This is a genomic window from Streptomyces zinciresistens K42 (assembly GCF_000225525.1).
GTDB classification, from domain to species: Bacteria; Actinomycetota; Actinomycetes; order Streptomycetales; family Streptomycetaceae; genus Streptomyces; species Streptomyces zinciresistens.
Genome location: NZ_AGBF01000103.1, coordinates 1 through 24,076 on the forward strand (window position 1 = coordinate 1; position 24,076 = coordinate 24,076).

Here is a 24,076-nt window from a genome sequence, read left to right on the forward strand (position 1 = left end):
CCGCCGAGCCGTGCGCGCGGGCAGCCGCCGCCCGGCCGGTCGACCGCCCCACGCGCGCCCCGCGCGGGAAGCGGCGCCGAAACGGCGAGCCGACCGCGGGGCCACGGAGCCGGCCCGGTAATCCGCAATTCCACTTTCGTGCCCGCTACACGGAAAACCGGGAGGCCGCCGCACGCCTTTCACGCCTGTAACGCTGCGTAATACGGCTGCAATGAAAGCCCCCCGCTGCGCCCGCGGAGATCGCCTTTGCCGCACCACCCGGTAAATCGCCCGGCGACCTCAGGCAACGACGTCAGTCATTACCAAAACATGCGGACACTCATGAAGAAGCTACGCGCGAGCGCTGCGCGTTCTCACCATGCGGACAGGGCGAATCGGCTGGAAATCCACTCTTCCCCCCACGGAGTACCGCTCTGTGTTACCCCGTGTCATAACAAGAGAGTCACAGCCTTGGTCAGAGCCTCCTCCATGTTCCCCACACGCGCTTAGAGTCACGGCCAGTCACCGAGCCACAGGAATCGAAGTCACTTCGACCCAGCGCTCGACTCGGCGCGTTCCACGGGGAACCGCCGTGCCAGGGAAAGGACCTGATTCGTGCGTCAACGTTCGATCATCGCCATCACCGCCGCGCTCGCGGCGGGATCGCTGACACTCACGGCATGTGGGTCGCGTGACGACAACGGCGGCGGCAGCAGCAACGGCGACAAGACCACAGTTGTGATCGGCGTCGACGCCCCGCTGACCGGCGACCTGTCGGCCCTCGGCCTCGGCATCAAGAACTCCGCCGACCTCGCCGCGAAGATCGCCAACAAGAAGGGCTACGTCAAGGGCGTCGAGTTCAAGATCGAAGCCCTCGACGACCAGGCGCAGCCCACCGTCGGCCAGCAGAACGCCGTCAAGCTGATCAACAACAAGGACGTCCTCGGCGTCGTCGGCCCGCTGAACTCCAGCGTCTCGCAGCAGATGCAGAAGCCGTTCAACGACGCCGGCCTGGTCCAGATCTCCCCGGCCAACACCGGCACCGAGCTCACCCAGGGCGACGGCTGGAAGACCGGCAACTCCGTCCGCCAGTTCAAGACGTTCTTCCGCACGGCCACCACCGACGAGGTCCAGGGCGCCTTCGCCGCCGACTACCTCTTCAGCAAGGCCGGCAAGAAGAAGGTCTACCTGATCGACGACCAGAAGACCTACGGCGCCGGCCTCGCCGCGTCCTTCAAGGCCAACTTCACCAAGCTCGGTGGCAAGATCGTCGACTCCGACAACATCAACCCCGACGACCGCGACTTCAACGCCGTCGTGGCCAAGATCAAGAAGACCGGCGCCGAAGCCCTCTACTACGGCGGCGAGTACCCGGCCGCCGCCCCCCTGAGCCAGCAGCTCAAGGACAGCGGCCAGAAGATCCCGCTCATGGGCGGCGACGGCATCTACTCCGCCGAGTTCCCCAAGCTCAACAAGAAGGCCGAGGGCGACCTCGCCACCTCCGTCGGCAAGCCCGTCGAGCAGCTGCCCTCCGCCAAGGAGTTCATCGCCAACTACAAGGCCGGCGGCTACAAGGACGACTACGAGGCCTACGGCGGCCTCACCTACGACGCCACCTGGTCCGTCATCGAGGCCGTCAAGCTCGCCGTCGAGGGCAACGGCGGCAAGGTCCCGTCCGACGGCCGCAAGGCCGTCCTGGACGCCATGGCCAAGGTCAAGTTCGACGGCGTCACCGGCACCATCTCCTTCGACGAGTTCGGTGACACCACCAACACCCTCATGACCGCCTACAAGGTCAAGAGCAACGCGTGGGCGGCCGAGTACAGCGCCTCCCCCAAGCTGGGCTAGCAGAGGACGAGCAGAGAGCACTCTTCCACTCCCACATTGATCCAGGCCGCGCGGGATCGCACATCAGCGCTCCCGCGCGGCGCCATATCCGAACCACTCCCACGGAGGCCCTGCGGTGAACGAACTGCCGCAACAGCTGGCCAATGGACTCATCCTCGGCGCGATGTACGGACTCATCGCGATCGGCTACACGATGGTCTACGGCATCGTCCAGCTCATCAACTTCGCCCACGGCGAGATCTTCATGGTCGGGGGCTTCGGGGCCCTCACCGTCTGGTTGGTACTCCCCTCCGGCTTCGGCCTCGCCGCAGCCGTCCCCCTCATGATCGTCGGCGGCGTCCTCGTCTCCGTCGCCGTCGCCACCGCGGCGGAACGCTTCGCCTACCGGCCCCTGCGCACCGCGCCACGGCTGGCCCCCCTCATCACCGCCATCGGCCTGTCCATCGTCCTCCAGCAGGCCGTATGGATGTGGTACCCCGACGCGAAGAAGGACCGCCCCTTCCCGCAGTTCGAAGGCGGACCCGTCGACATCCTCGGCGCCAGCGTCCAGCGCGGCGACCTCTTCGTCCTCATAGCCGCCCCGCTGTGCATGCTCGCCCTCGGCTTCTTCGTCACCAAGACGCGCGCCGGCCGCGGCATGCAGGCCACCGCCCAGGACCCCGACACCGCCAAGCTCATGGGCATCAACACCGACCGCATCATCGTCATGGCCTTCGCCATCGGCGCCGCGTTCGCCGCCATCGCCGCGGTCGCCTACGGCCTCAAGAACGGCCAGGTCGGCTTCCGCATGGGCTTCCTGATGGGCCTCAAAGCCTTCACCGCCGCCGTCCTCGGCGGCATCGGCAACATCTACGGCGCCATGCTCGGCGGCGTCGTCCTCGGCGTCACCGAATCCCTCGCCATCGGCTACATCGGCGAGATCCCCGGCATGGACCTCTTCGGCGGCGGCGCCTGGAAGGACGTATGGGCCTTCACCCTCCTCATCCTCGTCCTGCTGATCAGACCCCAGGGTCTGCTCGGCGAACGCGTCGCGGATCGGGCGTGACACCCATGACCACCGAAACCCCCATGAACAAGACCACCGACACCGCCACCCCGGTGACCCCGCCCCCGACGACCCCCCTCGTCCCCCTGCCGCACCCCGCGGCCCGCGCACTCACCGTCGCCGGCTCCGCCCTCGCCCTCATAGGCACCTTCCTCGCCTGGACCTGGACCAAGGAGTTCCCCGGCAACCTGACCGTCACCGGCTACCCCGGCGGCCTCCAGGTCCTCACCCTCGTCGGCGCCCTCCTCACCCTGCTGTTCACCCTCTCCGGCTACGACATCCCCGGACTGCGCTGGCTCACCCCCGGCGGCAAGAACAGCCCCGTACTGCTCTCCGCACTCGGCGTACTCGCCACCACCGGCTACGCCATGGGCGCCATCAGCTACGAACTCGGCGGCGCCGTCAACCTCGAACCCGGAGCCTGGGTCTCCGGCATCGGCGCCCTCGCCGCCGTCATCGGCGCCCTCGGCCTCCCCACCGACCAGCCCCACGACCCCGGCGACCCCCACCCCCACCACTGGGTCAACCTCTGGTTCCGCCTCCGCCACGCACTCAGCTCCCCCGAACCCGGCCGCGCCAAGGACCTCCCCGCCTGGGCCGAGATCCTCATCATCACCGGCGGCTTCGGAGCGGGCCTCTTCATCTTCGCGTACGGCATCCGCACCGAATACTCCGAAGCCTTCATCGGCTTCCTCATCATCGCCGCCTTCGGCTTCAGCGCCGTCAACCGCGCAGGACTCCTCAAGCGCCTGTCCGCCCTGACCGCCAAACACCGCAACGTCACCCTCGCGGCAGCCTTCGTCGCGGCGATCTGCTTCCCCTTCACCCAGAGCAACGACCAGTTCGCCCTCATCGGCGCGAACATCCTCATCTTCGCCACCGTCGCCCTGGGCCTCAACGTCGTCGTCGGCCTCGCCGGCCTCCTCGACCTCGGCTACGTCGCCTTCCTCGGCGTCGGCGCCTACGCCGCCGCCCTGGTCTCCGGCTCCCCGCAGTCGACCATCGGCGTCCAGTTCCCCTTCTGGGCCGCGGTCCTCACCGGCGCCCTCGCCTCGCTCATCTTCGGCGTGGTCATCGGCGCACCCACCCTGCGCCTGCGCGGCGACTACCTCGCCATCGTCACGCTCGGCTTCGGTGAGATCTTCCGCATCACCATGAACAACCTCAACGGCCGCAGCGGACCCGACGTCACCAACGGCTCCAACGGCGTCCCGAACATCCCCGACCTGGAACTGTTCGGATTCAACTTCGGCGTACCGCACAACGTCCTCGGCACCGAACTGACCCGCTCCGGCAACTACTACCTGCTGATGCTGCTGTTCACAGCCGTCGTCGTCATGGTCTTCCGCCGCTCCGCCGAATCCCGCATCGGCCGCGCCTGGGTCGCCATCCGCGAGGACGAGACCGCCGCCACCGCCATGGGCATCAACAGCTTCCGCCTCAAGCTGCTCGCCTTCGCACTCGGCGCCTGCCTCGCCGGCCTCGCCGGCACCGTCCAGGCCCACGTCTCCTACAGCGTCACCCCCGAGCAGTACCAGTTCGCCGGCTCCGTGCCGCCCAACTCGGCCTTCCTGCTCGCCGCCGTCATCCTCGGCGGCATGGGCACCATCAGCGGCCCCCTCATCGGCGCCGCACTGCTCTACCTCATCCCGGCCAAGCTCCAGTTCATGGCGGAGTACCAGCTGCTCCTCTTCGGCATCGCCCTGATGCTGCTGATGCGCTTCCGCCCCGAGGGCCTGGTCGCCGACCGCAGGAAGCAGCTCGAATTCCACGAGACCGGACAGCTCGACGTACCGGAGGACAAGCCGTTGCCCGAAGGCGCCACCGGCGTCGCCAAGGCAGGGGCGTGACCACCATGACCACCACCACGACCGCACCCGCCACCACCACGGTGCTCGACGCCAGCGGCGTCACCATGCGCTTCGGCGGCCTCACCGCCGTCCGCGACGTCGACCTCACCGTCAACACCGGCGAGATCGTCGGCCTCATCGGCCCCAACGGCGCCGGCAAGACGACCTTCTTCAACTGCCTCACCGGCCTCTACGTGCCGACCGAGGGCAAGGTCGCCTACAAAGGCACCGTCCTGCCGCCCAAGCCCCACCTGGTCACCCAGGCCGGCATCGCCCGCACCTTCCAGAACATCCGGCTCTTCGCCAACATGACCGTCCTGGAAAACGTGCTGGTCGGACGGCACACCCGCACCAAGGAAGGACTCTGGTCCGCCCTCCTGCGCCTCCCCGGCTTCCGGAGAGCCGAAGAGACCTCACGCGAACGAGCCATGGAACTCCTGGAGTTCACCGGCCTCGCCGCCAAGGCCGACCACCTCGCCCGCAACCTGCCCTACGGCGAACAGCGCAAGCTGGAGATCGCCCGAGCACTCGCAAGCGAACCCGGCCTGCTCCTCCTCGACGAACCGACCGCCGGCATGAACCCGCAGGAGACCCGCGCCGCCGAGGAACTCATCTTCGCCATCCGCGACAAGGGCATCGCCGTCCTCGTCATCGAACACGACATCCGGTTCATCATGAACCTCTGCGACCGGGTCGCCGTACTCGTCCAGGGCGAGAAGATCGTCGAAGGACCCGCCGAGGTCGTCCAGGCGGACGAACGCGTCATCGCCGCCTACCTCGGCACCCCCTTCGAGGGCGAGCCCGGTGCCGCGGAAGCCGCCGAGGTCGAGGCGGCCGAAGCGCACAGCACCACGGAAGGGGACGACAAGTGACCGCACTCCTCGAAGTCGAGGACCTCAGGGTCGCCTACGGCAAGATCGAGGCCGTCAAAGGCATCTCGTTCACGGTGGACGCCGGCGAGGTCGTCACCCTCATCGGCACCAACGGCGCCGGCAAGACCACCACCCTGCGCACCCTGTCCGGCCTGCTCCAGCCCCTCTCCGGCGACATCCGCTTCGACGGCAAGTCGCTCAAGAAGATCCCCGCCCACAAGGTCGTCTCCCTCGGACTCGCGCACTCCCCCGAGGGGCGGCACATCTTCCCCCGCATGACGATCGAGGACAACCTCCGCCTCGGCGCCTTCCTGCGCAGCGACAAGGAAGGCATCGAGAAGGACATCCAGCGCGCCTACGACCTCTTCCCCATCCTCGGGGAACGCCGCAAGCAGGCCGCCGGCACCCTCTCCGGCGGCGAGCAGCAGATGCTCGCCATGGGACGGGCACTGATGTCCCGGCCGAAACTGCTCATGCTCGACGAGCCCAGCATGGGCCTCTCCCCGATCATGATGCAGAAGATCATGGCGACCATCCAGGACCTCAAGTCCCAGGGCACCACCATCCTGCTCATCGAGCAGAACGCCCAGGCCGCGCTCTCCCTGGCCGACCACGGCCACGTCATGGAGGTCGGCAAGATCGTCCTGTCCGGCTCCGGGCAGGACCTCCTGCACGACGAGTCGGTGCGCAAGGCGTACCTCGGCGAGGACTGACACACCCACACGAGCGAGGCCCGTGCCCCCCGGTCAGGGGCACGGGCCTCGCCCACGTCCGCGGGGCCCGCGCCCCGCCGCCGCCTCAGCCCTTCGCGGCCTTCTTCTCGTCCGCGTCCTGGATGACGGCCTCCGCCACCTGCTGCATCGACATCCGGCGGTCCATCGAGGTCTTCTGGATCCAGCGGAACGCGGCCGGCTCCGACAGCCCGTACTCCGTCTGCAGCACCGACTTCGCCCGGTCCACCAGCTTGCGCGTCTCCAGCCGCTGGGTGAGGTCGGCGACCTCCTTCTCCAGCTCCCGCAGCTCCGTGAACCGCGAGACCGCCATCTCGATCGCCGGCACCACGTCGCTCTTGCTGAACGGCTTGACCAGATACGCCATCGCACCCGCGTCCCGGGCCCGCTCCACCAGGTCGCGCTGCGAGAACGCGGTCAGCATCAGCACCGGGGCGATACTCTCCTCGGCGATCTTCTCGGCCGCCGAAATACCGTCCAGCCTCGGCATCTTCACATCGAGGATCACGAGGTCCGGCCGGTGCTCCCGGGCGAGCTCCACCGCCTGCTCACCGTCACCGGCCTCACCGACGACGGTGTACCCCTCCTCCTCGAGCATCTCTTTGAGATCGAGCCGGATCAGCGCCTCGTCCTCGGCGATGACGACACGGGTCGTCAGCGGAGGCACGTGCGACTTGTCGTCGTCGGGCGCGTCTACGGGCTGGGGCGACTCGGGGGCGCTCACGGGGGCTCCTCGTTCAGGGGCAGGGGTACTGCTCCCAAGAGCCTACCCAGCTGCGATAAGGTGGACGGGCAGCGGGTCGAGGTGAACCTTCGATTCACTGGGCCCCGGTAGCCCAATTGGCAGCAGGCAATGGATTCAAAACCCATACAGTGTCGGTTCGAGTCCGACCCGGGGCACTTTTCCTTCGATTCGAAGGTCACCATTAAGAAGCGGATGTCCACGTTCCCGTGAACATCCGCTTTTTCGCGCGCGTCGTCGCGATCGCTCTCGCAGTGTGTACGCATGTACGACATCGGCACACGCAAGCGGGCGCTGGCCCTGGTCGCCGCCGGCCGCAGCCTGAACTCGGTCAGCAAGGAGACGGGCATCTCCCGCGCGGCCATCCGCTCCTGGCGGACGCGTCTCGAACCCCGGCGGCGAGGCGGCGGCCCCTGTCCCCGGTGCCGGGACGTTCCGGGCCCGCCCGAGGACCCGGCGGCGTACGCCTATCTGCTGGGCCTCTATCTCGGTGACGGCTGCATCAGCGCGCACCGCAGGGGCGTCCACTTCCTGCGCATCGTGCTGGACAACGCCTGGCCCGGCATCATCGACGCCTGCGAGTCCGCCATGCGGTCCGTGCGCCCGGACAACAGCGTGTGGCGGGTCGGGAAGCAGGGCTGTGTCGCCGTCACGGGCTCCAGCAAGCACTGGCCCTGCCTCTTCCCCCAGCACGGCCCCGGCCGGAAGCACGAGCGTGCGATCGTCCTGGAGCCCTGGCAGCAGGCGATCGTCGACGCCCGTCCCTGGGAGTTCGTGCGCGGTCTCGTCCATTCCGACGGCTGCCGGATCACCAACTGGACGACTCGCACGGTGGCCGGCGCACGCAAGCGCTACGAGTATCCGCGGTACTTCTTCACCAACCGGTCGGACGACATCAGGAGGCTCTACACCGACGCCCTGGACCGGGTCGGGGTCGAGTGGACCACGCTGGCCCGCGGCTGCGACCCGCTCAACATCTCGGTGGCCCGCAAGGCGTCCGTCGCTCTCATGGACGTCCATGTCGGGCCCAAGCACTGACTCCGCGCGGCGGGAGGGCCCCGCCGGGCGGGGCCCTCGCGGGGCTACCTGGGGCTGTCGTCCTCGCCGATGTGGTGGACGCGGACCAGGTTCGTGGAGCCCGAGACGCCCGGGGGCGAGCCGGCGGTGATGACGACCGTGTCGCCCTTGCGGCAGCGGCCGTACTTCAGGAGCAGTTCGTCCACCTGGTCGACCATGGCGTCCGTGGAGTCGACGTGCGGGCCCAGGAAGGTCTCCACGCCCCAGGTGAGGTTGAGCTGGGACCGGGTGGCCGGTTCCGGGGTGAAGGCGAGCAGCGGGATCGGGGAGCGGTAGCGGGACAGCCGGCGGGCGGTGTCGCCGGACTGGGTGAAGGCGACGAGGAAGCGGGCGCCGAGGAAGTCGCCCATCTCGGCGGCGGCGCGGGCGACGGCGCCGCCCTGGGTGCGGGGCTTGTTGCGCTCGGTCAGCGGCGGCAGGCCCTTGGCCAGGAGGTCTTCCTCGGCGGCTTCGACGATCTTGGCCATGGTGCGGACGGTTTCGACGGGGTGTTTGCCGACGCTGGTCTCGCCGGAGAGCATCACCGCGTCGGTGCCGTCGATCACGGCGTTGGCGACGTCGCTGGCCTCGGCCCGGGTGGGGCGGGCGTTCTCGATCATGGAGTCGAGCATCTGGGTGGCGACGATGACGGGTTTGGCGTTGCGCTGGGCGAGTTTGACGGCGCGCTTCTGGACGATGGGCACCTGTTCCAGCGGCATTTCCACGCCGAGGTCGCCGCGGGCGACCATGATGCCGTCGAAGGCGGCCACGATGCCGTCGATGGCGTCGACGGCCTGCGGCTTCTCGATCTTGGCGATGACGGGGAGGCGGCGGCCTTCCTCGTCCATGATGCGGTGGACGTCCTCGATGTCGCGTCCGGAGCGGACGAAGGAGAGGGCGATGACGTCGAAGCCGGTGCGCAGGGCCCAGCGCAGGTCGGTTTCGTCCTTGTCGGAGAGTGCGGGGACGGAGACGGCGACGCCGGGGAGGTTGAGGCCCTTGTGGTCGGAGACCATGCCGCCTTCGACGACGGTGGTGTGGACGCGGGGGCCGTCGACGGAGGTGACTTCGAGGCAGACCTTGCCGTCGTCGACGAGGATGCGTTCGCCGGGGGTGACGTCGGTGGCGAGGCCGGTGTAGGTGGTGCCGCACTGGTGGCGGTCGCCTTCGGCGCCTTCCTCGACGGTGAGGGTGAAGGTGTCGCCGCGTTCGAGGAGTACGGGTCCTTCGGTGAAGCGGCCGAGGCGGATCTTCGGGCCTTGAAGGTCGGCGAGGAGGCCGACGCTGCGGCCGGTCTCGTCTGCGGCCTTGCGCACGTGCTGGTAGCGCTCCTCGTGGTCGGCGTGGTCGCCGTGGCTGAGGTTGAAGCGGGCGACGTCCATTCCGGCGTCGACCAGTGCCTTTATCCGCTCGTAGGAGTCGGTGGCGGGGCCCAGGGTGCAGACGATCTTCGCTCGGCGCATGTGTCGACCCTATGACGTACCGGCGGGTAGCGAATTGGTGTCGCGTGACGACTCAACGACCTTTGCTTGAAGGGTTATTGACAAGGGGCGAAGTGTGCGGTGGGGCGCTCCGATGAGCGGGTGGGGGTGCCCCGCCGGGGTGTTTCACAGGTGTGGGGGTGTCATGGTGAAGCGGGCGTTGACCTGGGCGTGGAGGTGCTGGCGCTGGGGTGCGAGGTCGAGGGGGGCGGCTTCGGTGTCGTCGTCGGTGCCGTAGGCCAGGGTGCGCATGCGGTGGCCGGGCTGGGGGTGGGGTGGGGTGTTCTCGGTGCCGAGATCGGCGATTTCGAGGAGGTCGGCGAGGTCGGCGCCGAGGGCCTGGGCGTATTCGCGGGCGCGCTGGACGGCTTCGCGGACGGCTTGCTGTCGTGCCTGGCGGTGGGCCGGGGAGTCGGGGCGCAGGGCCCACCAGGGGCCGTCGACGCGGGTGAGGTCGAGGTCGGCGAGGCGGGTGGTGAGTTCGCCGAGTGCGGTGAAGTCGTTGAGTACGGCGGTGATGTGGACGCGGCCGTGGTAGGCGTGGACGCGTTCGCCGCGGCCTTTGTCCTTGAGTTCGGGGCTGAGGGAGAGGGTGCCGGTCTCCAGGCGTTCGACGGCGTCGCCGTAGGTCTTGACGAGGTCGAGGGCGGTGGTGTTGCGGCGGGTGAGGTCGTCGAGGGCGGTGCGGCGGTCCTTGCCCCGGGAGGTGACGGTGATGTCGATGCGGGCGGTCTCGGGGTCGGTTTCGAGGTGGGCTTCGCCGCGGACGGTGAGGTGGGGGGTGGTGGGGCGGGGTTGTTCGGTGGGGGTGGTCATGGGGTCCACTGTGTCATCGGTCGCCGGGGTGGGGGGCGTTGTCGGTCATCGGGTCGGGGTCTTCGGGGGCTGTGCCGTTTCGGCGTGCAGAGGTCGGAGTCTCGGCGCGTCGGATCTACGCGTGTCGGCGACCGCCGGGCCGGGGGGTGGGGCGAGGTCGAAGGAGATCCGCGCCCGGATGGCGGAGTGGGTGACCGCGAGGGGGGTGCTGTGTCCGAGGGGCTTCGCGTGGGTGGACGGGCGGCTCGCGCGGAACGGGACCGCGGTGTTGCGAGGTCTGGCGGGGTGGGGCGGGGGGCTCAGTTCACGTCCATGAGGGGTGTGAGTTCTTCGGGGCGGCGCGCGCGGGGGATGCGGGGTTCCTGCCGGCGCAGGCCGAAGGTGGTGAAGGCGGTGCGGGTGGGCAGCGGGTAGGTCTCCTTGCCGGTGACGGCGTTGAGGATGGTGGCGCTGCGCCAGGCGGCGAGGCCGAGGTCGGGGGCGCCGACGCCGTGGGTGTGGCGTTCGGCGTTCTGGACGTGGACGTGGCAGCCGGAGCCGGTGACGACGGGGTCCATGACGAGGCGGTACCGGTCGTCGATGCGGGGGCGTTGCTGGCTGTCGCGGCGGAGGTAGGGGTCGAGGCCGGCGAGGAGGCGGTCGAGGGGGCGTTCGCGGTAGCCGGTGGCGAGGACGACGGCGTCGGTGGTGAGCCGGGAGCGGGTGTTCTGGTGGAGGTGTTCCAGGTGGAGTTCGACTCTGGTGGTGGCGATGCGGCCGGCGGTGCGGACGCGGACGCCGGGGGTGAGGACGGTGTCGGGCCAGCCGCCGTGCAGGGTGCGGCGGTAGAGCTCGTCGTGGATGGCGGCGAGGGTGTCGGCGTCGATGCCTTTGTGGAGCTGCCATTGGGAGGCGGTGAGGCGGTCGCGGACGGGTTCGGCGAGGGAGTGGAAGTAGCGGGTGTAGTCGGGGGTGAAGTGCTCCAGGCCGAGCTTGGAGTACTCCATGGGGGCGAAGGCGTCGGTGCGGCCGATCCAGTGCAGTGCCTCGTGTCCGGCGGGGCGGTGGCGCAGCAGGTCGAGGAAGATCTCGGCGCCCGACTGTCCGGAGCCGACGACGGTGATGTGGCCTGCGGTGAGCAGGGTGTCGCGGTGGGCGAGGTAGTCGGCGGCGTGGATGACGGGGGCGGCGGGGGTGTCGACGAGGGGGCGCAGCGGTTCGGGGATGTGGGGTTCGGTGCCGATGCCGAGGACGATGTTGCGGGTGTGGGTGCGGGTCGGGGTGGGGGGTTGGCCTTCGGGGCCGGGTTGGTTGAAGTCGACTTCGAGGAGGCCGCGTTCGGGGTTGAAGCGGACGGCGTCGACCTGGTGGCCGAAGCGCAGTGCGGGGAGGTTCTCGCTGACCCAGCGGCAGTAGGCGTCGTATTCGGCGCGCTGGATGTGGAAGCGCTCGGCGAAGTAGAAGGGGAACAGCCGGTCGCGGGTGCGCAGGTAGGCGAGGAAGGACCAGGGGCTGGTGGGGTCGGCGAGGGTCACCAGGTCGGCGAGGAAGGGGACTTGGAGGCGGGAGCCGTCGATGAGGAGTCCGGGGTGCCAGTGGAAGGCGGGGCGTTGTTCGTAGAAGACGGCGTCGAGGTCGGCGAGGGGGTGGGCGAGGGCGGCGAGGGAGAGGTTGAAGGGGCCGATGCCGATGCCGACGAGGTCGCGGGGGGTGTCGGGTTCGGGGCGCCGGGGGTGGGACTGCGGGCTCATCCGGGGGTGTTTCCTTCCACCAGTTTCAGGAGGCGGGCCAGGTGGTCCGGGCGGGTGCGGGGGTTGAGGAGGGTGGCTTTGAGCCAGAGCCGTCCGTCGGCGCGGGCCCGGCCGAGGACGGCGTGGCCGTCGGTGAGGAGGGTGCGGCGTACGGCGGCCACGGCGGTGTCGGGGGCGTGGGCGGGCCGGAACAGGACGGTGCTGATGGTGGGCGGCTGGTGGAGTTCGAAGCCGGGGTGGTCGTGGACGAGGGCGGCGAAGTGGTGGGCGGTGTCGCAGACTTGGTCGACGAGTCGGCCGAGGCCGTGGCGGCCGAGGGTGCGCAGGGTGACGGCGATCTTGAGGGCGTCGGGGCGGCGGCTGGTGCGCAGGGAGCGGCCGAGGAGGTCGGGCAGGCCGGCTTCGGTGTCGTCGTGGGCGTTGAGGTAGTCGGCGCGGTGGTGGAGGGCGTCGAGGTCGTGCGGGTCGCGGACGGCGAGGAGTCCGGCGGCGACGGGTTGCCAGCCGAGTTTGTGCAGGTCGAGGGTGACGGTGTGGGCGGCGTGCAGGCCGGTGAGCCGGTGGCGGTGGCGGTCGCTGAAGAGGAGTCCCGCGCCGTAGGCGGCGTCGATGTGGAGGCGGGCGCCGTGGGCGGCGCAGCGGGCGGCGATCTCGGGGAGGGGGTCGATGAGTCCGGCGTCGGTGGTGCCGGCGGTGGCGGCGACGAGGTGGGGGCCGGGGAGCCGGGTGAGGGCGTCGTCGAGGGCGGCGGGGTCGAGGGTGCCGGCGGGGGCGGGTACGGCGACGGGGTCGGGCAGGCCGAGCAGCCAGGCGGCGCGGGGCAGGGAGTGGTGGGCGTTGGCGCCGTGGACGAGCCGGAGTCCGGCGCCGTGTGCTTCGCGGGCGAGGAGGAGGGCGAGTTGGTTGGACTCGGTGCCGCCGGTGGTGATCAGGGCGTCGGGGGCGGGGGTCGGCGGGTCGCCGTAGACCTGGTGGGCGAGTGCGGCGGTGACGAGTGCTTCCAGTTCCGAGGCGCCGGGTGCCTGGTCCCAGCTGTCCAGGGAGGGGTTGAGGGCGCTGGCGGCGAGGTCGGCGGCGGTGGCGGTGGCGAGGGGCGGGCCGTGGAGGTGGGCGGCGCACAGGGGGTCGGCGGGGTCGGTGGCGGTTTCGGCGAGGAGGCGGACGAGGGTGTGCAGGGCGTCGGGGTCGCCGTGGTCGGGCAGGGCGTCGCCGAGGGTGTGGCGGACCTTGGCGGCCACGGCGGCGGGGCCGCCGGGGGGCAGGGGTCCGCGGCGGGCCCGGCCGCCCTCGTCGAGCGCGTCGAGCACGGTGTCGAGCAACGGCCTTAGGGCGTCGGTGCCTTGGGGGCCGGAGGCGAGGGGCGCAGGCGTGCTCATCGAGTCCTCCCGGGCGCTGGGCATGCGGTGTGTCCAGCTTGAACGCGGTGGCGTGACGGCACCTGGGAAGAGCGACGACCGAAACCCGAAAGGGGGTATTTCCCGGGGACGGTGGGCGTGTCGGGGACGCGCGGGGGGTGGAGGGAGTAGAGGCGGGGCGGTGTGACCCGCGATGCCTCCTCCGGGTGGGGAAGGTGCTCCGGGGTCTGTCGGGGGCGGGGTGGTGCCCGCCCCCGGTCCGGGGTGGTCAGTGCCGGCGGACTCTGAGGGCGCGTGCGAGGTCGTCGAGCTGGTCGGCGAGCCTGCGCCGCAGTGCGGGGACGGGCTCGGCGTCGCGCAGGCACTCCTCGCCCAGGCGTACGGCTTCGGCGTCGACGGCGTACAGCGGGAAGGCGTGGCGGCCGGCGGCGTCGGCCATGGCGGGGCCGCGGCGGGCGGCCAGGGCCACCGCGTCCTGGAAGTAGCGCGGTACGTACTGCTGGAGCAGGTCGGCCTGTTCGGGTTGCCAGAAGCCCTGGGCGGTGGCGGTGAACAGGTAGTTGGAGAGGTCGCCGGCGGTGTCCGTGGCGAACAGGGCGTCCCAGGCGCGTGCCTTGGCGTCGGCGTCGGGCAGGGCGGCCCGGCAGCGGGCGGCGCCTTCCCGGCCGGTGGCGCTGGGGTCGCGCTGCGACTCGGCGGCGATGGCGCGTTCGTCGGCGGCGCCGAGCACGGCGAGCCGGGCCAGGACGCGCCAGCGCAGGTCGGGGTCGAGTTCGGGGCCGCCGGGCACGGTGCCGTCGGCGAGCCAGGCGGCGATGGTGTCGGGGTGGGCGGCGACGTCGATGAAGTGGCGTACGGCGATCAGGCGCAGGCCGGGGTTGTCGCCGTCCTCGGTGCGGCGCAGGAGGTCGCGGCACAGGGCGGAGAGCGTGGCGAGGGCGGCGGGCCGTTCGCCGGCGGGCAGGAGGCGGTCGGCGACCTGGGCGGCGGCGAAGGCGAGGACGGCCTGGACGACGGCCAGGTCGGTCTCGCGCGGGAGGTGGGTGCGGGCGGCCTCCAGGTAGGCGGCTGGGGGCAGTTCGCCGTCGCGGACGGCGTCGCGCAGGGCGTTCCAGACGACGGCGCGGGTGAGCGGGTCGGGCAGTCCGGAGAGGTTCTTGCGGACGGTGTCGTAGGAGTCCGGGTCGAAGCGGATCTTGGCGTAGGTGAGGTCGCGGTCGTTGAGCAGGAGCAGGGCCGGGCGCTTGCCGATGGGCAGGGGTGCGTGCTGCGGGACGTCGAGGTGGAGGCGTTCGCGCAGGGTGAGGTGGCCCTCGTTGTCGCCGAGGTCGAGGTCGTAGAGGCCGGCGGCGATGCGGTGGGGGCGGCTTCCCGTGTGGTCGACGGTGAGGGTGCGCACGCCGTTCTCGCCGGGGGTGAGGACGGGGGTGAGGGTGTCGACGCCGGTGGTGCGCAGCCAGCTGTCGGCCCAGGCGTGGACGTCGCGTTCGGTCGCGGAGGCGAGCGAGTCGATGAAGTCGGCGAGGGTGGCGTTGGCGAACCTGTGGCGGGCGAAGTGGGTGTTGATGCCGGCGAGGAAGTCCTTCTCGCCGAGCCAGGCGACGAGTTGGCGCAGGGCGGAGGCGCCCTTGGCGTAGGAGATGCCGTCGAAGTTGAGCATGGCGGAGGCCGTGTCCTCGACGCCTTCGGGGGCGACGGGGTGGGTGGAGGGCCGCTGGTCGGCGTCGTAGCCCCAGGGTTTGCGGGCGACGCCGAAGTCGGTCCAGGTGTCGGTGAAGCGGGTGGCCTCGGCGCAGATCTGGTAGCCCATGTACTCGGCGAAGGACTCGTTGAGCCAGATGTCGTCCCACCAGCGCAGGGTGACGAGGTCGCCGAACCACATGTGGGCCATCTCGTGGGCGACGACCATGGCGCGGGTCTGGCGCTCGGTGTCGGTGACGGCGGAGCGGTAGACGAACTCGTCGCGGAAGGTGACCAGTCCGGGGTTCTCCATGGCGCTGGCGTTGAACTCGGGGACGAACGCCTGGTCGTAGGAGTCGAAGGGGTAGGGCTCCTCGAACTTCTCGTGGAAGCGGTCGAAGCACTGCCGGGTGACCTCGAAGAGTTCGCCGGCGTCGGCGTCGAGGTGGGGGGCGAGGGAGCGGCGGCAGTGGATGCCGAAGGGCAGGCCGCGGTGTTCGGTGCGTACGGAGTGCCAGGGGCCGGCGGCGACGGCGACGAGGTAGGTGGAGATCGGCGGGGTGGGTGCGGCCTGCCAGCGGTCCTCGTCGGGGAGGTAGGAGGTGACGCCGTTGGCGAGGACGGTCCAGCTCTCGGGGGCCTTGACGGACACGTCGAAGACGGCCTTGAGGTCGGGTTGGTCGAAGGCGGGGAAGACCTGCTTGCAGTCGTCCATCGCGAGTTGGGTGTAGAGGTAGGTCTCGCCGTCGGTGGGGTCGGTGAAGCGGTGCATGCCCTCGCCGGTGCGGGAGTAGCGCATGGCGGCGTCGACGCGCAGTTCGTGGTCGCCGGCGGTGAGGTTCGGCAGGGGGAACCGGGTGCCGTCCAGGCTCGCCGGGTCGAGGGGGTGTCCGTCCAGGGTGACGGAGCGCAGTTCGGCCGGCTTGATCTCGATGAAGGTGTCCGCGGCCGCGCCCGTGGTGAAGGTGATGAGGGTGCGCGAGTCGAAGGTGTCGTCCCCGGTGGTCAGATCGAGTGCGATCGTGTAGCGGTGGACGTCGAGGAGCTGGGCACGGGTCTGCGCTTCGTCGCGCGTCAGTACGGACATGCACGACATGCTGCCTGATGCCGCTGGCCAGGCACAGGGGAGGATCGGTAAGGGCGTGATGTCCGGTTGCCGTCCGGTGTCGAGTCCGGTGGCGCGTGGTGCGAGAGGGCCGGTGCCGCGTCCGGAGTCGCCTGTCGGCGCGTGTGTCAGGTCCGGTCCCGGGCCGGGTCCGCCGCGCGTGTGTCAGGTCCGGTCCCGGGCCGGGTCCGCCGCGGGCGCGGTGGCGTGGGTGGTGTCCTCCGCGATGCTCTCGTGGTGGCGGATCACCTCGGCGATGATGAAGTTCAGGAACTTCTCGGCGAACGCGGGGTCGAGCTTGGCGTTCTCGGCGAGGGCGCGCAGCCGGTCGATCTGCCGGGCCTCGCGGGCGGGGTCGGCGGGCGGGAGCTGGTGGCGGGCCTTGAGGTGGCCGACCTGCTGGGTGCACTTGAAGCGCTCGGCGAGCATGTGGACGACGGCCGCGTCGATGTTGTCGATGCTGTCGCGCAGCCGGGCGAGCTCCTCGCGCACGGACGGGTCGACGGCACCGGAGGACGTGTTGCTGGTCATGGGCGCTCAGCCTACGGGGCGTCGCGCCCCGCCGGTCTGCCGGTCCGCCCGCCCGTCCGCTCACGGCGGACCGGCGGGCGGGATCGCCGCGGCCGGCGGCCCCGCGGAAGCCGGGCACCGGAAGGCGGTGCCCCGGGGCCGTGCCGGGGCACCGTCCGGGTGCGGCCGCCGCCCTACAGGGCGGACGCCGCGCGGGCTATGTCCTTGGCGAAGGTGCTCACCTCGGTGTAGACGCCGGGCGCACCGCTGCGGGCGCAGCCGTCACCCCAGCTGACGATGCCGACCTGGATCCACTTGTTCGCGTCGTCCTTGCGGAACATGGGGCCGCCGGAGTCGCCCTGGCAGGTGTCGATGGCGCCGCGCTGCTGGCCGGCGCACAGTTCCTCCTTCGACACCAGCCGGTTTCCGTACTGCCGCTTGCACACGCGGTCGGTGACGAAGGGGACGTTCGCCTTGCGGAGCTTGGTCGTGCCCGTGCCGGCTCCCTCCTGGGTGTCGCCCCATCCGGCGATGGTGAAGGTGCCGCGGTTGTAGCGGTCCGTGGTGGCGATCTTCAGCGTGGGCCTGTCGACGGACCGGGCGAGCTTGATCAGCGCCCAGTCCTTGCCGGTGCCGTCGTAGCCGGGGGCCACCTTGACCTTGGTCGACCTGACCTTGATCGCGCCGGGGGCGTTCAGGTCGTTGGCGCCGGCGGTGACGGTGATGCTGGTGTCGTTGCCGGAGCCGTTCATGCAGTGGGCGGCGGTCAGGACGACGTCCTTCTTGTAGAGCGCGCCGCCGCAGCCCATGGAGAGCTGGACCATGAACGGGAACTCGTTCTGCGCGGCGGGCGTTCCTCCGACGATGCGGGTGGAGGCGGCCTGGGCGCCGAGGGGCTGCAGGGAGGCCACCGCGAGTGCGACGGCGCCCACCGCCGCGGCCCGCCTGGCCAGGATCATGCCGCTTCTCTTGGGCGATCTGAGGGTCAACTTACGTCCTTCCGTGGCGTGTTGGCGGCCCGCAGTATGGGGATCGGAAGGCGGTCGGGGCAAGGACGGATCTCACGTGCCGGGGGTGGAACCCCGCCCGGGAAATTCCCCTCACCTCCCCGTAGAGTGGACATCGGGCGCACGACGTTGGGGGTCGGCGTGGCGAACGGCGGACCGGTCCGGCACGGCTTCCCGCACCTCGACACGGTGCGGGCCTCGATCACGGCGCTGTACAGACGCCTGTCGTACGACGGCGTCCGCACCTTCGCGGCGAGCGTGGCGCCGGCCGACGTGGCGTTCTGCGACACCGACGACCTGTATCCGGGCGCGCAGCGGGTGGCCCGCGAGATGGTGCGGCACTACCGGCTGCCGGACGCGCGGCTGATCGTCGGCTTCCGCGAGATGTCGCACGCGGCGAACGTCGAACTCACCGCGGGGCCGGAGTACTTCGTCGAGCTGAACGACCGGTTCCGCGCGCATCGCCGGGACATCGGGGCGGCGCTGGCCCACGAGGTGACGCACGTGTACCTGCACCGCCTGGGGCTGTCGTTCCCCGGCACCCGGGACAACGAGATCCTCACGGACACGGTGGCGGCGTACCTGGGTGCGGGGTGGCTGCTCCTGGACGCCTACCGGGAGGACGGGGTGTCCTCGCAGAAGCTGGGCTATCTGACGCCGGAGGAGTTCGGGTACGTCCTCGCCAAGCGGGCACTGGTCTTCGCCGAGGACCCGTCGGTGTGGTTCACCAGCCCGCAGGCGTACACGGCGTACGGCGAGGGGATGGCGCGGGCCCGGCACGACGGGCGGGAGCCGCCGCTGACGGCCGCCGGCTGGACGGGGCGCCGCCGCTACGCCCGCGACCGGCACCGCGCCCGGGACCGCGGCGAGGGCGGTGAACTGCCCGGTGCGTCCTACGCGTTCGTGCCGCCGGGTCCGGGACCGCTGAGGGTGTCGTTCCCGTGTCCCGTCTGCGGGCAGCGGATCCGGGTGCCGGTGCGCGGGCGGGTCAGGGCGCGCTGCGGGCTGTGCCGGACGGTGCTCGAATGCGACACCTGAGCGCGGGCCCGGCCGCGGCACGTCCGGCGGCCTGCCCGTGCGCGGGCATGCGGCACCTGGGCGCGGGTCCGGCCGCTTCGCGGGGCGGCGCTCAGGCCCCGTAGACCGGTCCCGGGCGTGCCGCCCGCTCCAGGAGCGCGCGGGCCGTCTCGCCGGCCTCCTGCGGGGTCCGGCGGGCCGCCCGGTCGGCCGTGGGCCCGGCCCGCCAGCCCTCCATCACGGTGATCCTGCCGCCCTCGGCCTCGAAGACCCGGCCGCTCACCCCCTCGCTCGCCGCGGAGCCGAGCCAGACGACGAGCGGGGAGACGTTCTGCGGGGCCATGGCGTCGAAGCCCGACTCCGGCGCGGCCATGGAGGCGGCGAAGGTGTGTTGCGTCATACGGGTGCGGGCCGCGGGGGCCACGGCGTTGACCTGGACGCCGTAGCGGGCGAGTTCGGCGGCGGCGACCAGCGTCAGTGCGACGATCCCGGCTTTCGCGGCACTGTAGTTGGCCTGCCCGAGGGAGCCCAGCAGGCCCGCTCCGCTGCTGGTGTTGACGATCCGCGCGGCCGGGGCGCGTCCCTCTTTCGCCTCGGCGCGCCAGTGCGCCGCGGCGTGCTTCATGGGCAGGAAGTGGCCCTTGAGGTGGACGCGCAGGACGGCGTCCCAGTCGTCCTCGCCGAGGTTGACCAGCATCCGGTCGCGCAGGAAGCCGGCGTTGTTGACGAGGGTGTCGATCCGGCCGTACGCCTCCAGGGCCGTGGCCACGAGGGAGGCGGCCCCGGCGGTGGTGGCGATGTCGCCGGCGTGCGCGACGGCCTCGCCGCCCGCGGCGCGGATCTCGTCGGCCACTTGCCGGGCCGGGCCGCCGGCGGCCGGGGTGCCGTCGAGGCCGACACCGAGGTCGTTGACGACGACGCGGGCGCCCGCGGCGGCGAACGCGTGCGCGTGCGCGCGTCCGAGGCCGCGGCCCGCTCCGGTGACGGCGACGACGCGTCGCGCGCAGATCCCGCTCATTCCAGGTCTCCTTGCCGGCCGTTGTTCACCGTCGCGGCGTCGAGGAACGCGGGCCGCTCTCCCCCGCCGTGCACGAGCAGGGCGGCTCCGCTGATGTAGGCGGCGGCGTCCGAGGCGAGGAACACGGCGGCCGCGCCCACGTCGGCGGGTACGGCGAGGCGGCCGAGCGGGACGGTGCCGCTGACCGCGACGACGCCGTCCTCGCCGCCGTAGTGCTGGTGGGCGCGCTCGGTGCGGACCATGCCGACGACCACGGTGTTGACGCGTACGTGCGGCGCCCATTCGACGGCCATGGAGCGGGCGAGGCTGTCGAGTCCGGCCTTCGCGGCGCCGTAGGCCGCCGATCCGGGCGAGGGGCGTTCGCCGCTGACGCTGCCGATCATCACGACGCAGCCGCGGGCCCGCGCCAGGTGCTCGTGGGCGGCCAGGGACGCGGTCAGCGGGGTGAGCAGGTTCAGCTCGATCACGCGCGCGTGATGCTCGGCGCCGGCGTCCGTGAGCCGCCGGTAGGGGGTGCCGCCCGCGTTGTTGACGAGGACGTCCACCCGGGGCAGCGCGGCGAAGAAGGCGCGCACCGCCTGCGGGTCGCGCAGGTCGAGGGGGGCGAACCGGGTCCCGGGGACGGGGACTTCGGGCGGGCGGCGGGCGCAGGTCAGCACGTCGGCGCCGGCCGCCGCGAAGGCCCGTGCGATGCCCGCGCCGACCCCGCGTGTGCCGCCCGTGACGACGACGGTCTTTCCGTCCAGCCCCATGCCCGGCTACCCTTCACCTAACAAACGTTTGGTGGAAAGGTAGCTGATGCGGCCATGGGTGTCTGCACCTCGTTCCCGGAAAACGGCGCGCGGGGAGCGCGGGAAGCGGGAATCGCGCGCGTCGCGGTCGACTTCCCGCCGGTGAACGCCCTGCCGGTGGACGGCTGGTTCGCGCTGGCCGACGCGGTGCTGGCCGCGGGCCGCGATCCGCGGGTCCGCTGTGTGGTCCTGGCCGCCGAGGGGCGCGGGTTCAACGCGGGCGTGGACATCAAGGAGCTCCAGCGCGCCGGGTCCCCTGCCCTGATCGGCGCCAACCGCGCCTGCGCGGCCGCGTTCGCCGCGGTCTACGACTGCGAGGTGCCCGTGGTCGCGGAGGTGCGGGGCCACTGCCTGGGCGGCGGCATCGGCCTGGTGGGCAACGCGGACGCGATCGTGGCGAGCGAGGACGCCCGGTTCGGGCTGCCCGAGCTGGACCGGGGCGCGCTGGGCGCGGCCACCCATCTGTCCCGGCTCGTCCCGCAGCACCTGATGCGCGCCCTGTACTACACCTCGCGCACCGCCACCGCCGCCGAACTGCACGCGCACGGCTCGGTGTGGCGGGTCGTGCCGGGGGACGGACTGCGCGCGGCGGCCCTGGAGCTGGCGCGGGAGATCGCCGCGAAGGACGGGCGGCTGCTGCGGCTGGCGAAGGCCGCGATCAACGGCATCGACCCGGTGGACGTGCGCCGCAGCTACCGCTTCGAGCAGGGCTTCACCTTCGAGGCCGGCCTCGAAGGGGTCGGCGACCGGGTGCGGGCCCGCTTCGGGACGGAGGACGCGTAGATGGGCGACAAGACGATGACCGCCGAGGAGGCCGTCTCCCGCCTGCACAGCGGCATGACGCTCGGCATCGGCGGCTGGGGCTCCCGCCGCAAGCCGATGGCCCTGGTCAGGGCGCTGCTGAAGACGGACGTCGACGATCTCACCGTCGTCTCGTACGGCGGTCCGGACGTCGGGATGCTCGCCGCCGCGGGCCGTATCCGCACCCTCGTCGCCGCCTTCGTCACCCTGGACTCCATCCCCCTGGAACCGCACTACCGCGCGGCACGCGAGCGCGGCGCGTTCGGCCTCATGGAGATCGACGAGGCGATGTTCCTGTGGGGGCTGCGCGCCGCCGCGCACCGGATGCCGTTCCTGCCGGTGCGGGCCGGGACCGGCTCGGACGTGATGCGGGTCAACCCCGGCCTGCGGACGGTGACCTCGCCCTACGGCGACGGCGAGACGTTCGTGGCGATGCCCGCTCTGCGGCTGGACGCGGCCCTGGTGCACGTCAACCGCGCCGACCGGCTGGGCAACGGCCGGTACCTGGGCCCCGACCCCTACTTCGACGACCTCTTCTGCGAGGCCGCCGACACGGCCTACGTCTCCTGCGAGCGGATCGTGGACACCGCCGAGCTGACCGGGGCGGCGCCCCCGCAGTCCCTGCTGATCAGACGGCACACGGTGACGGGTGTCGTGGAGGCGCCCGGCGGCGCGCACTTCACCTCCTGCGCCCCCGACTACGGGCGCGACGAGGCCGCCCAGCGCGGCTACGCGCGCACGCCGTGGCCGGAGTTCGCGGCGCACTATCTCGGCGGGGACGCACCGGCGTACCCGCCGGCCGCCGGGGAGGGGGCGTGAGCGCCATGACGCCGGCCACCCGGGCCGAGCACTGCGTGATCGCGTGCGCCGAGGCATGGCGGGACGCGGGCGAGGTCCTGGCGAGCCCGATGGGGCTGATCCCCTCCGTCGGCGCCCGCCTCGCCCGGCTCACCTTCTCGCCCGATCTGCTGCTGACCGACGGCGAGGCGCTGCTGGTGCGCCCGGACGGCACGGTCGAGGGCTGGCTGCCGTACCGCGCGCATCTCGCGCTGGTCGCCGGGGGGAGGCGGCACGTGATGATGGGCGCGAGCCAGATCGACCGGTTCGGCAACCAGAACATCTCGTGCATCGGCGACTGGGAGCGGCCCGCGCGGCAGCTGCTGGGGGTGCGCGGGGCTCCGGTCAACACGCTGAACAACCCGACCAGTTACTGGGTCCCGCGGCATTCGCGGCGGGTCTTCGTCGAGAAGGTCGACCTGGTGTGCGGGGTGGGCTACGACCGTGCGGACGGCGCCCGCTACCACCGTGTCGTCCGGGTCGTGAGCGACCTGGGCGTCTTCGACTTCGCCACCCCCGACCACACGATGCGGGCCGTCTCTCTGCACCCGGGGGTCACCCCGCGACAGGTGCGGGAGGCGACCTCGTTCGACCTGGCGGTCCCGGACGGCGTGCCGCGGACCCGGCCGCCCACCGCGGAGGAACTGCGGCTGATCCGCGAGGTGATCGACCCCGGGAACACCCGCGCCGGAGAGGTCGCCGGGTGAGGGAGACACCGCTGACCCGGCTGACCGGGGTGCGCCACCCGATCGTGCAGACGGGCATGGGCTGGGTCGCGGGCCCGCGGCTGGTGTCGGCCGCGGCGAACGCGGGTGCGCTCGGCGTCCTCGCCTCGGCGACCATGGACGTCGACCGGCTGCGGGAGGCGATACGGGAGGTCAGGTCCCGTACGGACGCGCCGTTCGGGGTGAATCTGCGGGCGGACGCCCAGGACGCCGGTGACCGGGTGGACGTCATGATCGCCGAGGGGGTGCGGGTGGCCTCCTTCGCCCTCGCGCCCTCCCCCGCGCTGATGGCGCGGCTGAAGGAGGCGGGCGTGGCCGTGATCCCGTCCGTCGGCGCGCGCAGGCATGCCGAGAAGGTCGCCGCCTGGGGGGCGGACGCGGTGATCGTGCAGGGCGCGGAGGGCGGCGGCCACACCGGCGAGGTGGCGACGACGGTGCTGCTGCCGCAGGTGGTCGACGCCGTGGACATCCCGGTGGTGGCGGCGGGCGGCTTCTTCGACGGGCGCGGACTCGCGGCGGCCCTGGCCTACGGCGCGGCCGGCGTCGCCATGGGCACCCGCTTCCTGCTCACCTCGGACTCCACGGTGCCCGACGCCGTCAAGGCGCGGTATCTGGCCGCGACGGTGCGCGAGGTCACCGTCACCACTGCCGTGGACGGCCTGCCCCACCGGATGCTGCGCACCGACCTGGTCGACGCCCTGGAACGGTCCGGGCGGGCCCGCGCGCTGTGGCACGCGCTCCGCCGGGCGGCCGGCTACCGCAGGCTGTCGGGGGCGAGCTGGACCGCGATGCTGCGGGACGGCCGCGCGCTCCGCCACGGCAGGGACCTGAGCTGGGCGCAGGTCCTGCTCGCCGCGAACACCCCGATGCTGCTGAGGGCGTCGATGGTGGACGGGCGCACGGACCTCGGCGTGATGGCCGCGGGCCAGGTCGCCGGGGTCATCGAGGACCTGCCGTCGTGCGCGGAACTGGTGGAGCGGATCATGAGGGAGGCCGAGGCCGCGGGGCGCCGGGTGGCAGGGCCGTAGGGCCGCGGCGCCGGGAGTCCCCGACCGGGCGGGGGCGGCTCCGCGGTCGCGG

At 71.7% G+C, this 24,076-nt stretch carries 21 protein-coding genes and 1 tRNA gene; 12 read left to right on the plus strand and 10 right to left on the minus strand.

All coding sequences use genetic code 11. The annotated features are described in order from the left end of the window. Positions 1-594 precede the first annotated feature (594 nt). From SZN_RS23670 to SZN_RS23690, 5 genes are all read left to right on the plus strand, one after another. On the plus strand, positions 595-1,827 hold the full coding sequence (locus SZN_RS23670) for a branched-chain amino acid ABC transporter substrate-binding protein (RefSeq protein WP_007499479.1): 1,233 nt from the start codon (positions 595-597) through the stop codon (positions 1,825-1,827). A 115-nt stretch (positions 1,828-1,942) separates the two neighbouring features. Beyond that, on the plus strand, positions 1,943-2,872 hold the full coding sequence (locus SZN_RS23675; protein ID WP_007499481.1) for a branched-chain amino acid ABC transporter permease: 930 nt from the start codon (positions 1,943-1,945) through the stop codon (positions 2,870-2,872). Between the two features lie 5 nt (positions 2,873-2,877). Continuing rightward, positions 2,878-4,722: a branched-chain amino acid ABC transporter permease gene (locus tag SZN_RS23680; RefSeq protein WP_007499483.1), complete on the plus strand. Its 1,845-nt coding sequence runs from the start codon at positions 2,878-2,880 to the stop codon at positions 4,720-4,722. Positions 4,723-4,727: 5 nt separating this feature from the next. Next, a complete protein-coding gene (locus SZN_RS23685; protein WP_078508866.1) occupies positions 4,728-5,594 on the plus strand; it encodes an ABC transporter ATP-binding protein in 867 nt (288 codons plus the stop codon). Then, entirely contained in the window at positions 5,591-6,307 is a 717-nt protein-coding gene (locus SZN_RS23690) for an ABC transporter ATP-binding protein (protein WP_007499486.1), read from the plus strand. Before SZN_RS23685 ends, SZN_RS23690 begins: the two co-directional genes overlap by 4 nt. An 85-nt stretch (positions 6,308-6,392) precedes the next feature. On the opposite strand, the gene SZN_RS23695 is transcribed toward SZN_RS23690, so the two are convergent. Continuing rightward, a complete protein-coding gene (locus SZN_RS23695; protein WP_007499487.1) occupies positions 6,393-7,049 on the minus strand; it encodes an ANTAR domain-containing response regulator in 657 nt (218 codons plus the stop codon). 101 nt (positions 7,050-7,150) lie between these two features. On the opposite strand from SZN_RS23695, the gene SZN_RS23700 reads away from it, so the two are divergent. Both SZN_RS23700 and SZN_RS23705 read left to right on the plus strand, forming a co-directional pair. Beyond that, positions 7,151-7,225 (plus strand) — tRNA-Leu (locus tag SZN_RS23700). Between the two features lie 106 nt (positions 7,226-7,331). Continuing rightward, positions 7,332-8,105, plus strand: coding sequence for a helix-turn-helix domain-containing protein (locus SZN_RS23705; RefSeq protein WP_007499489.1), 774 nt, complete (start codon positions 7,332-7,334; stop codon positions 8,103-8,105). 44 nt (positions 8,106-8,149) lie between these two features. On the opposite strand, the gene pyk is transcribed toward SZN_RS23705, so the two are convergent. From pyk to SZN_RS23740, 7 genes are all read right to left on the minus strand, one after another. Beyond that, on the minus strand, positions 8,150-9,586 hold the full coding sequence (gene pyk, locus SZN_RS23710) for a pyruvate kinase (protein WP_007499490.1): 1,437 nt from the start codon (positions 9,584-9,586) through the stop codon (positions 8,150-8,152). Positions 9,587-9,730: 144 nt separating this feature from the next. Further along, positions 9,731-10,420 (minus strand): SIMPL domain-containing protein, encoded by a 690-nt coding sequence (locus SZN_RS23715; protein ID WP_007499492.1) that lies wholly within the window; start codon positions 10,418-10,420, stop codon positions 9,731-9,733. A gap of 299 nt (positions 10,421-10,719) precedes the next feature. Beyond that, a complete protein-coding gene (locus tag SZN_RS23720; protein WP_007499494.1) occupies positions 10,720-12,150 on the minus strand; it encodes a lysine N(6)-hydroxylase/L-ornithine N(5)-oxygenase family protein in 1,431 nt (476 codons plus the stop codon). Continuing rightward, the gene (locus SZN_RS23725; protein WP_043732672.1) at positions 12,147-13,526 is read right to left on the minus strand and encodes a pyridoxal phosphate-dependent decarboxylase family protein; all 1,380 of its coding nucleotides are present in this window, start codon (positions 13,524-13,526) and stop codon (positions 12,147-12,149) included. The genes SZN_RS23720 and SZN_RS23725 overlap by 4 nt, the downstream gene beginning before the upstream one ends. 247 nt (positions 13,527-13,773) lie before the next feature. Next, the gene (gene pepN / locus SZN_RS23730; protein WP_007499499.1) at positions 13,774-16,272 is read right to left on the minus strand and encodes an aminopeptidase N; all 2,499 of its coding nucleotides are present in this window, start codon (positions 16,270-16,272) and stop codon (positions 13,774-13,776) included. 183 nt (positions 16,273-16,455) lie between these two features. Then, complete coding sequence (locus SZN_RS23735) at positions 16,456-16,821, minus strand: chorismate mutase (RefSeq protein ID WP_007499501.1); 366 nt, start codon at positions 16,819-16,821, stop codon at positions 16,456-16,458. Positions 16,822-16,994: 173 nt separating this feature from the next. Further along, entirely contained in the window at positions 16,995-17,759 is a 765-nt protein-coding gene (locus tag SZN_RS23740) for a S1 family peptidase (RefSeq protein WP_007499502.1), read from the minus strand. A gap of 189 nt (positions 17,760-17,948) precedes the next feature. On the opposite strand from SZN_RS23740, the gene SZN_RS23745 reads away from it, so the two are divergent. Further along, positions 17,949-18,845 (plus strand): hypothetical protein, encoded by an 897-nt coding sequence (locus SZN_RS23745; protein WP_043732675.1) that lies wholly within the window; start codon positions 17,949-17,951, stop codon positions 18,843-18,845. 91 nt (positions 18,846-18,936) lie between these two features. Here the strand turns inward: SZN_RS23745 and SZN_RS23750 are convergent, their stop codons facing one another. Next, entirely contained in the window at positions 18,937-19,842 is a 906-nt protein-coding gene (locus tag SZN_RS23750; protein WP_007499506.1) for an SDR family oxidoreductase, read from the minus strand. Further along, entirely contained in the window at positions 19,839-20,594 is a 756-nt protein-coding gene (locus SZN_RS23755) for an SDR family oxidoreductase (protein ID WP_007499508.1), read from the minus strand. The genes SZN_RS23750 and SZN_RS23755 overlap by 4 nt, the downstream gene beginning before the upstream one ends. A 54-nt stretch (positions 20,595-20,648) precedes the next feature. Here SZN_RS23755 and SZN_RS23760 point away from each other — a divergent pair, with 54 nt between their 5' ends. From SZN_RS23760 to SZN_RS23775, 4 genes are read left to right on the plus strand one after another with little or no spacing between them, the layout of a single operon-like run. After that, positions 20,649-21,416, plus strand: a complete 768-nt coding sequence (locus tag SZN_RS23760; protein ID WP_007499510.1) for an enoyl-CoA hydratase family protein — start codon at positions 20,649-20,651, stop codon at positions 21,414-21,416. Further along, a complete protein-coding gene (locus SZN_RS23765; protein ID WP_007499513.1) occupies positions 21,417-22,253 on the plus strand; it encodes a CoA transferase subunit A in 837 nt (278 codons plus the stop codon). Positions 22,254-22,258: 5 nt separating this feature from the next. Then, complete coding sequence (locus SZN_RS23770; RefSeq protein ID WP_007499515.1) at positions 22,259-22,978, plus strand: CoA-transferase subunit beta; 720 nt, start codon at positions 22,259-22,261, stop codon at positions 22,976-22,978. A 56-nt stretch (positions 22,979-23,034) separates the two neighbouring features. Next, positions 23,035-24,024: an NAD(P)H-dependent flavin oxidoreductase gene (locus tag SZN_RS23775; protein ID WP_050815110.1), complete on the plus strand. Its 990-nt coding sequence runs from the start codon at positions 23,035-23,037 to the stop codon at positions 24,022-24,024. The last annotated feature ends 52 nt before the right edge of the window (positions 24,025-24,076 follow it).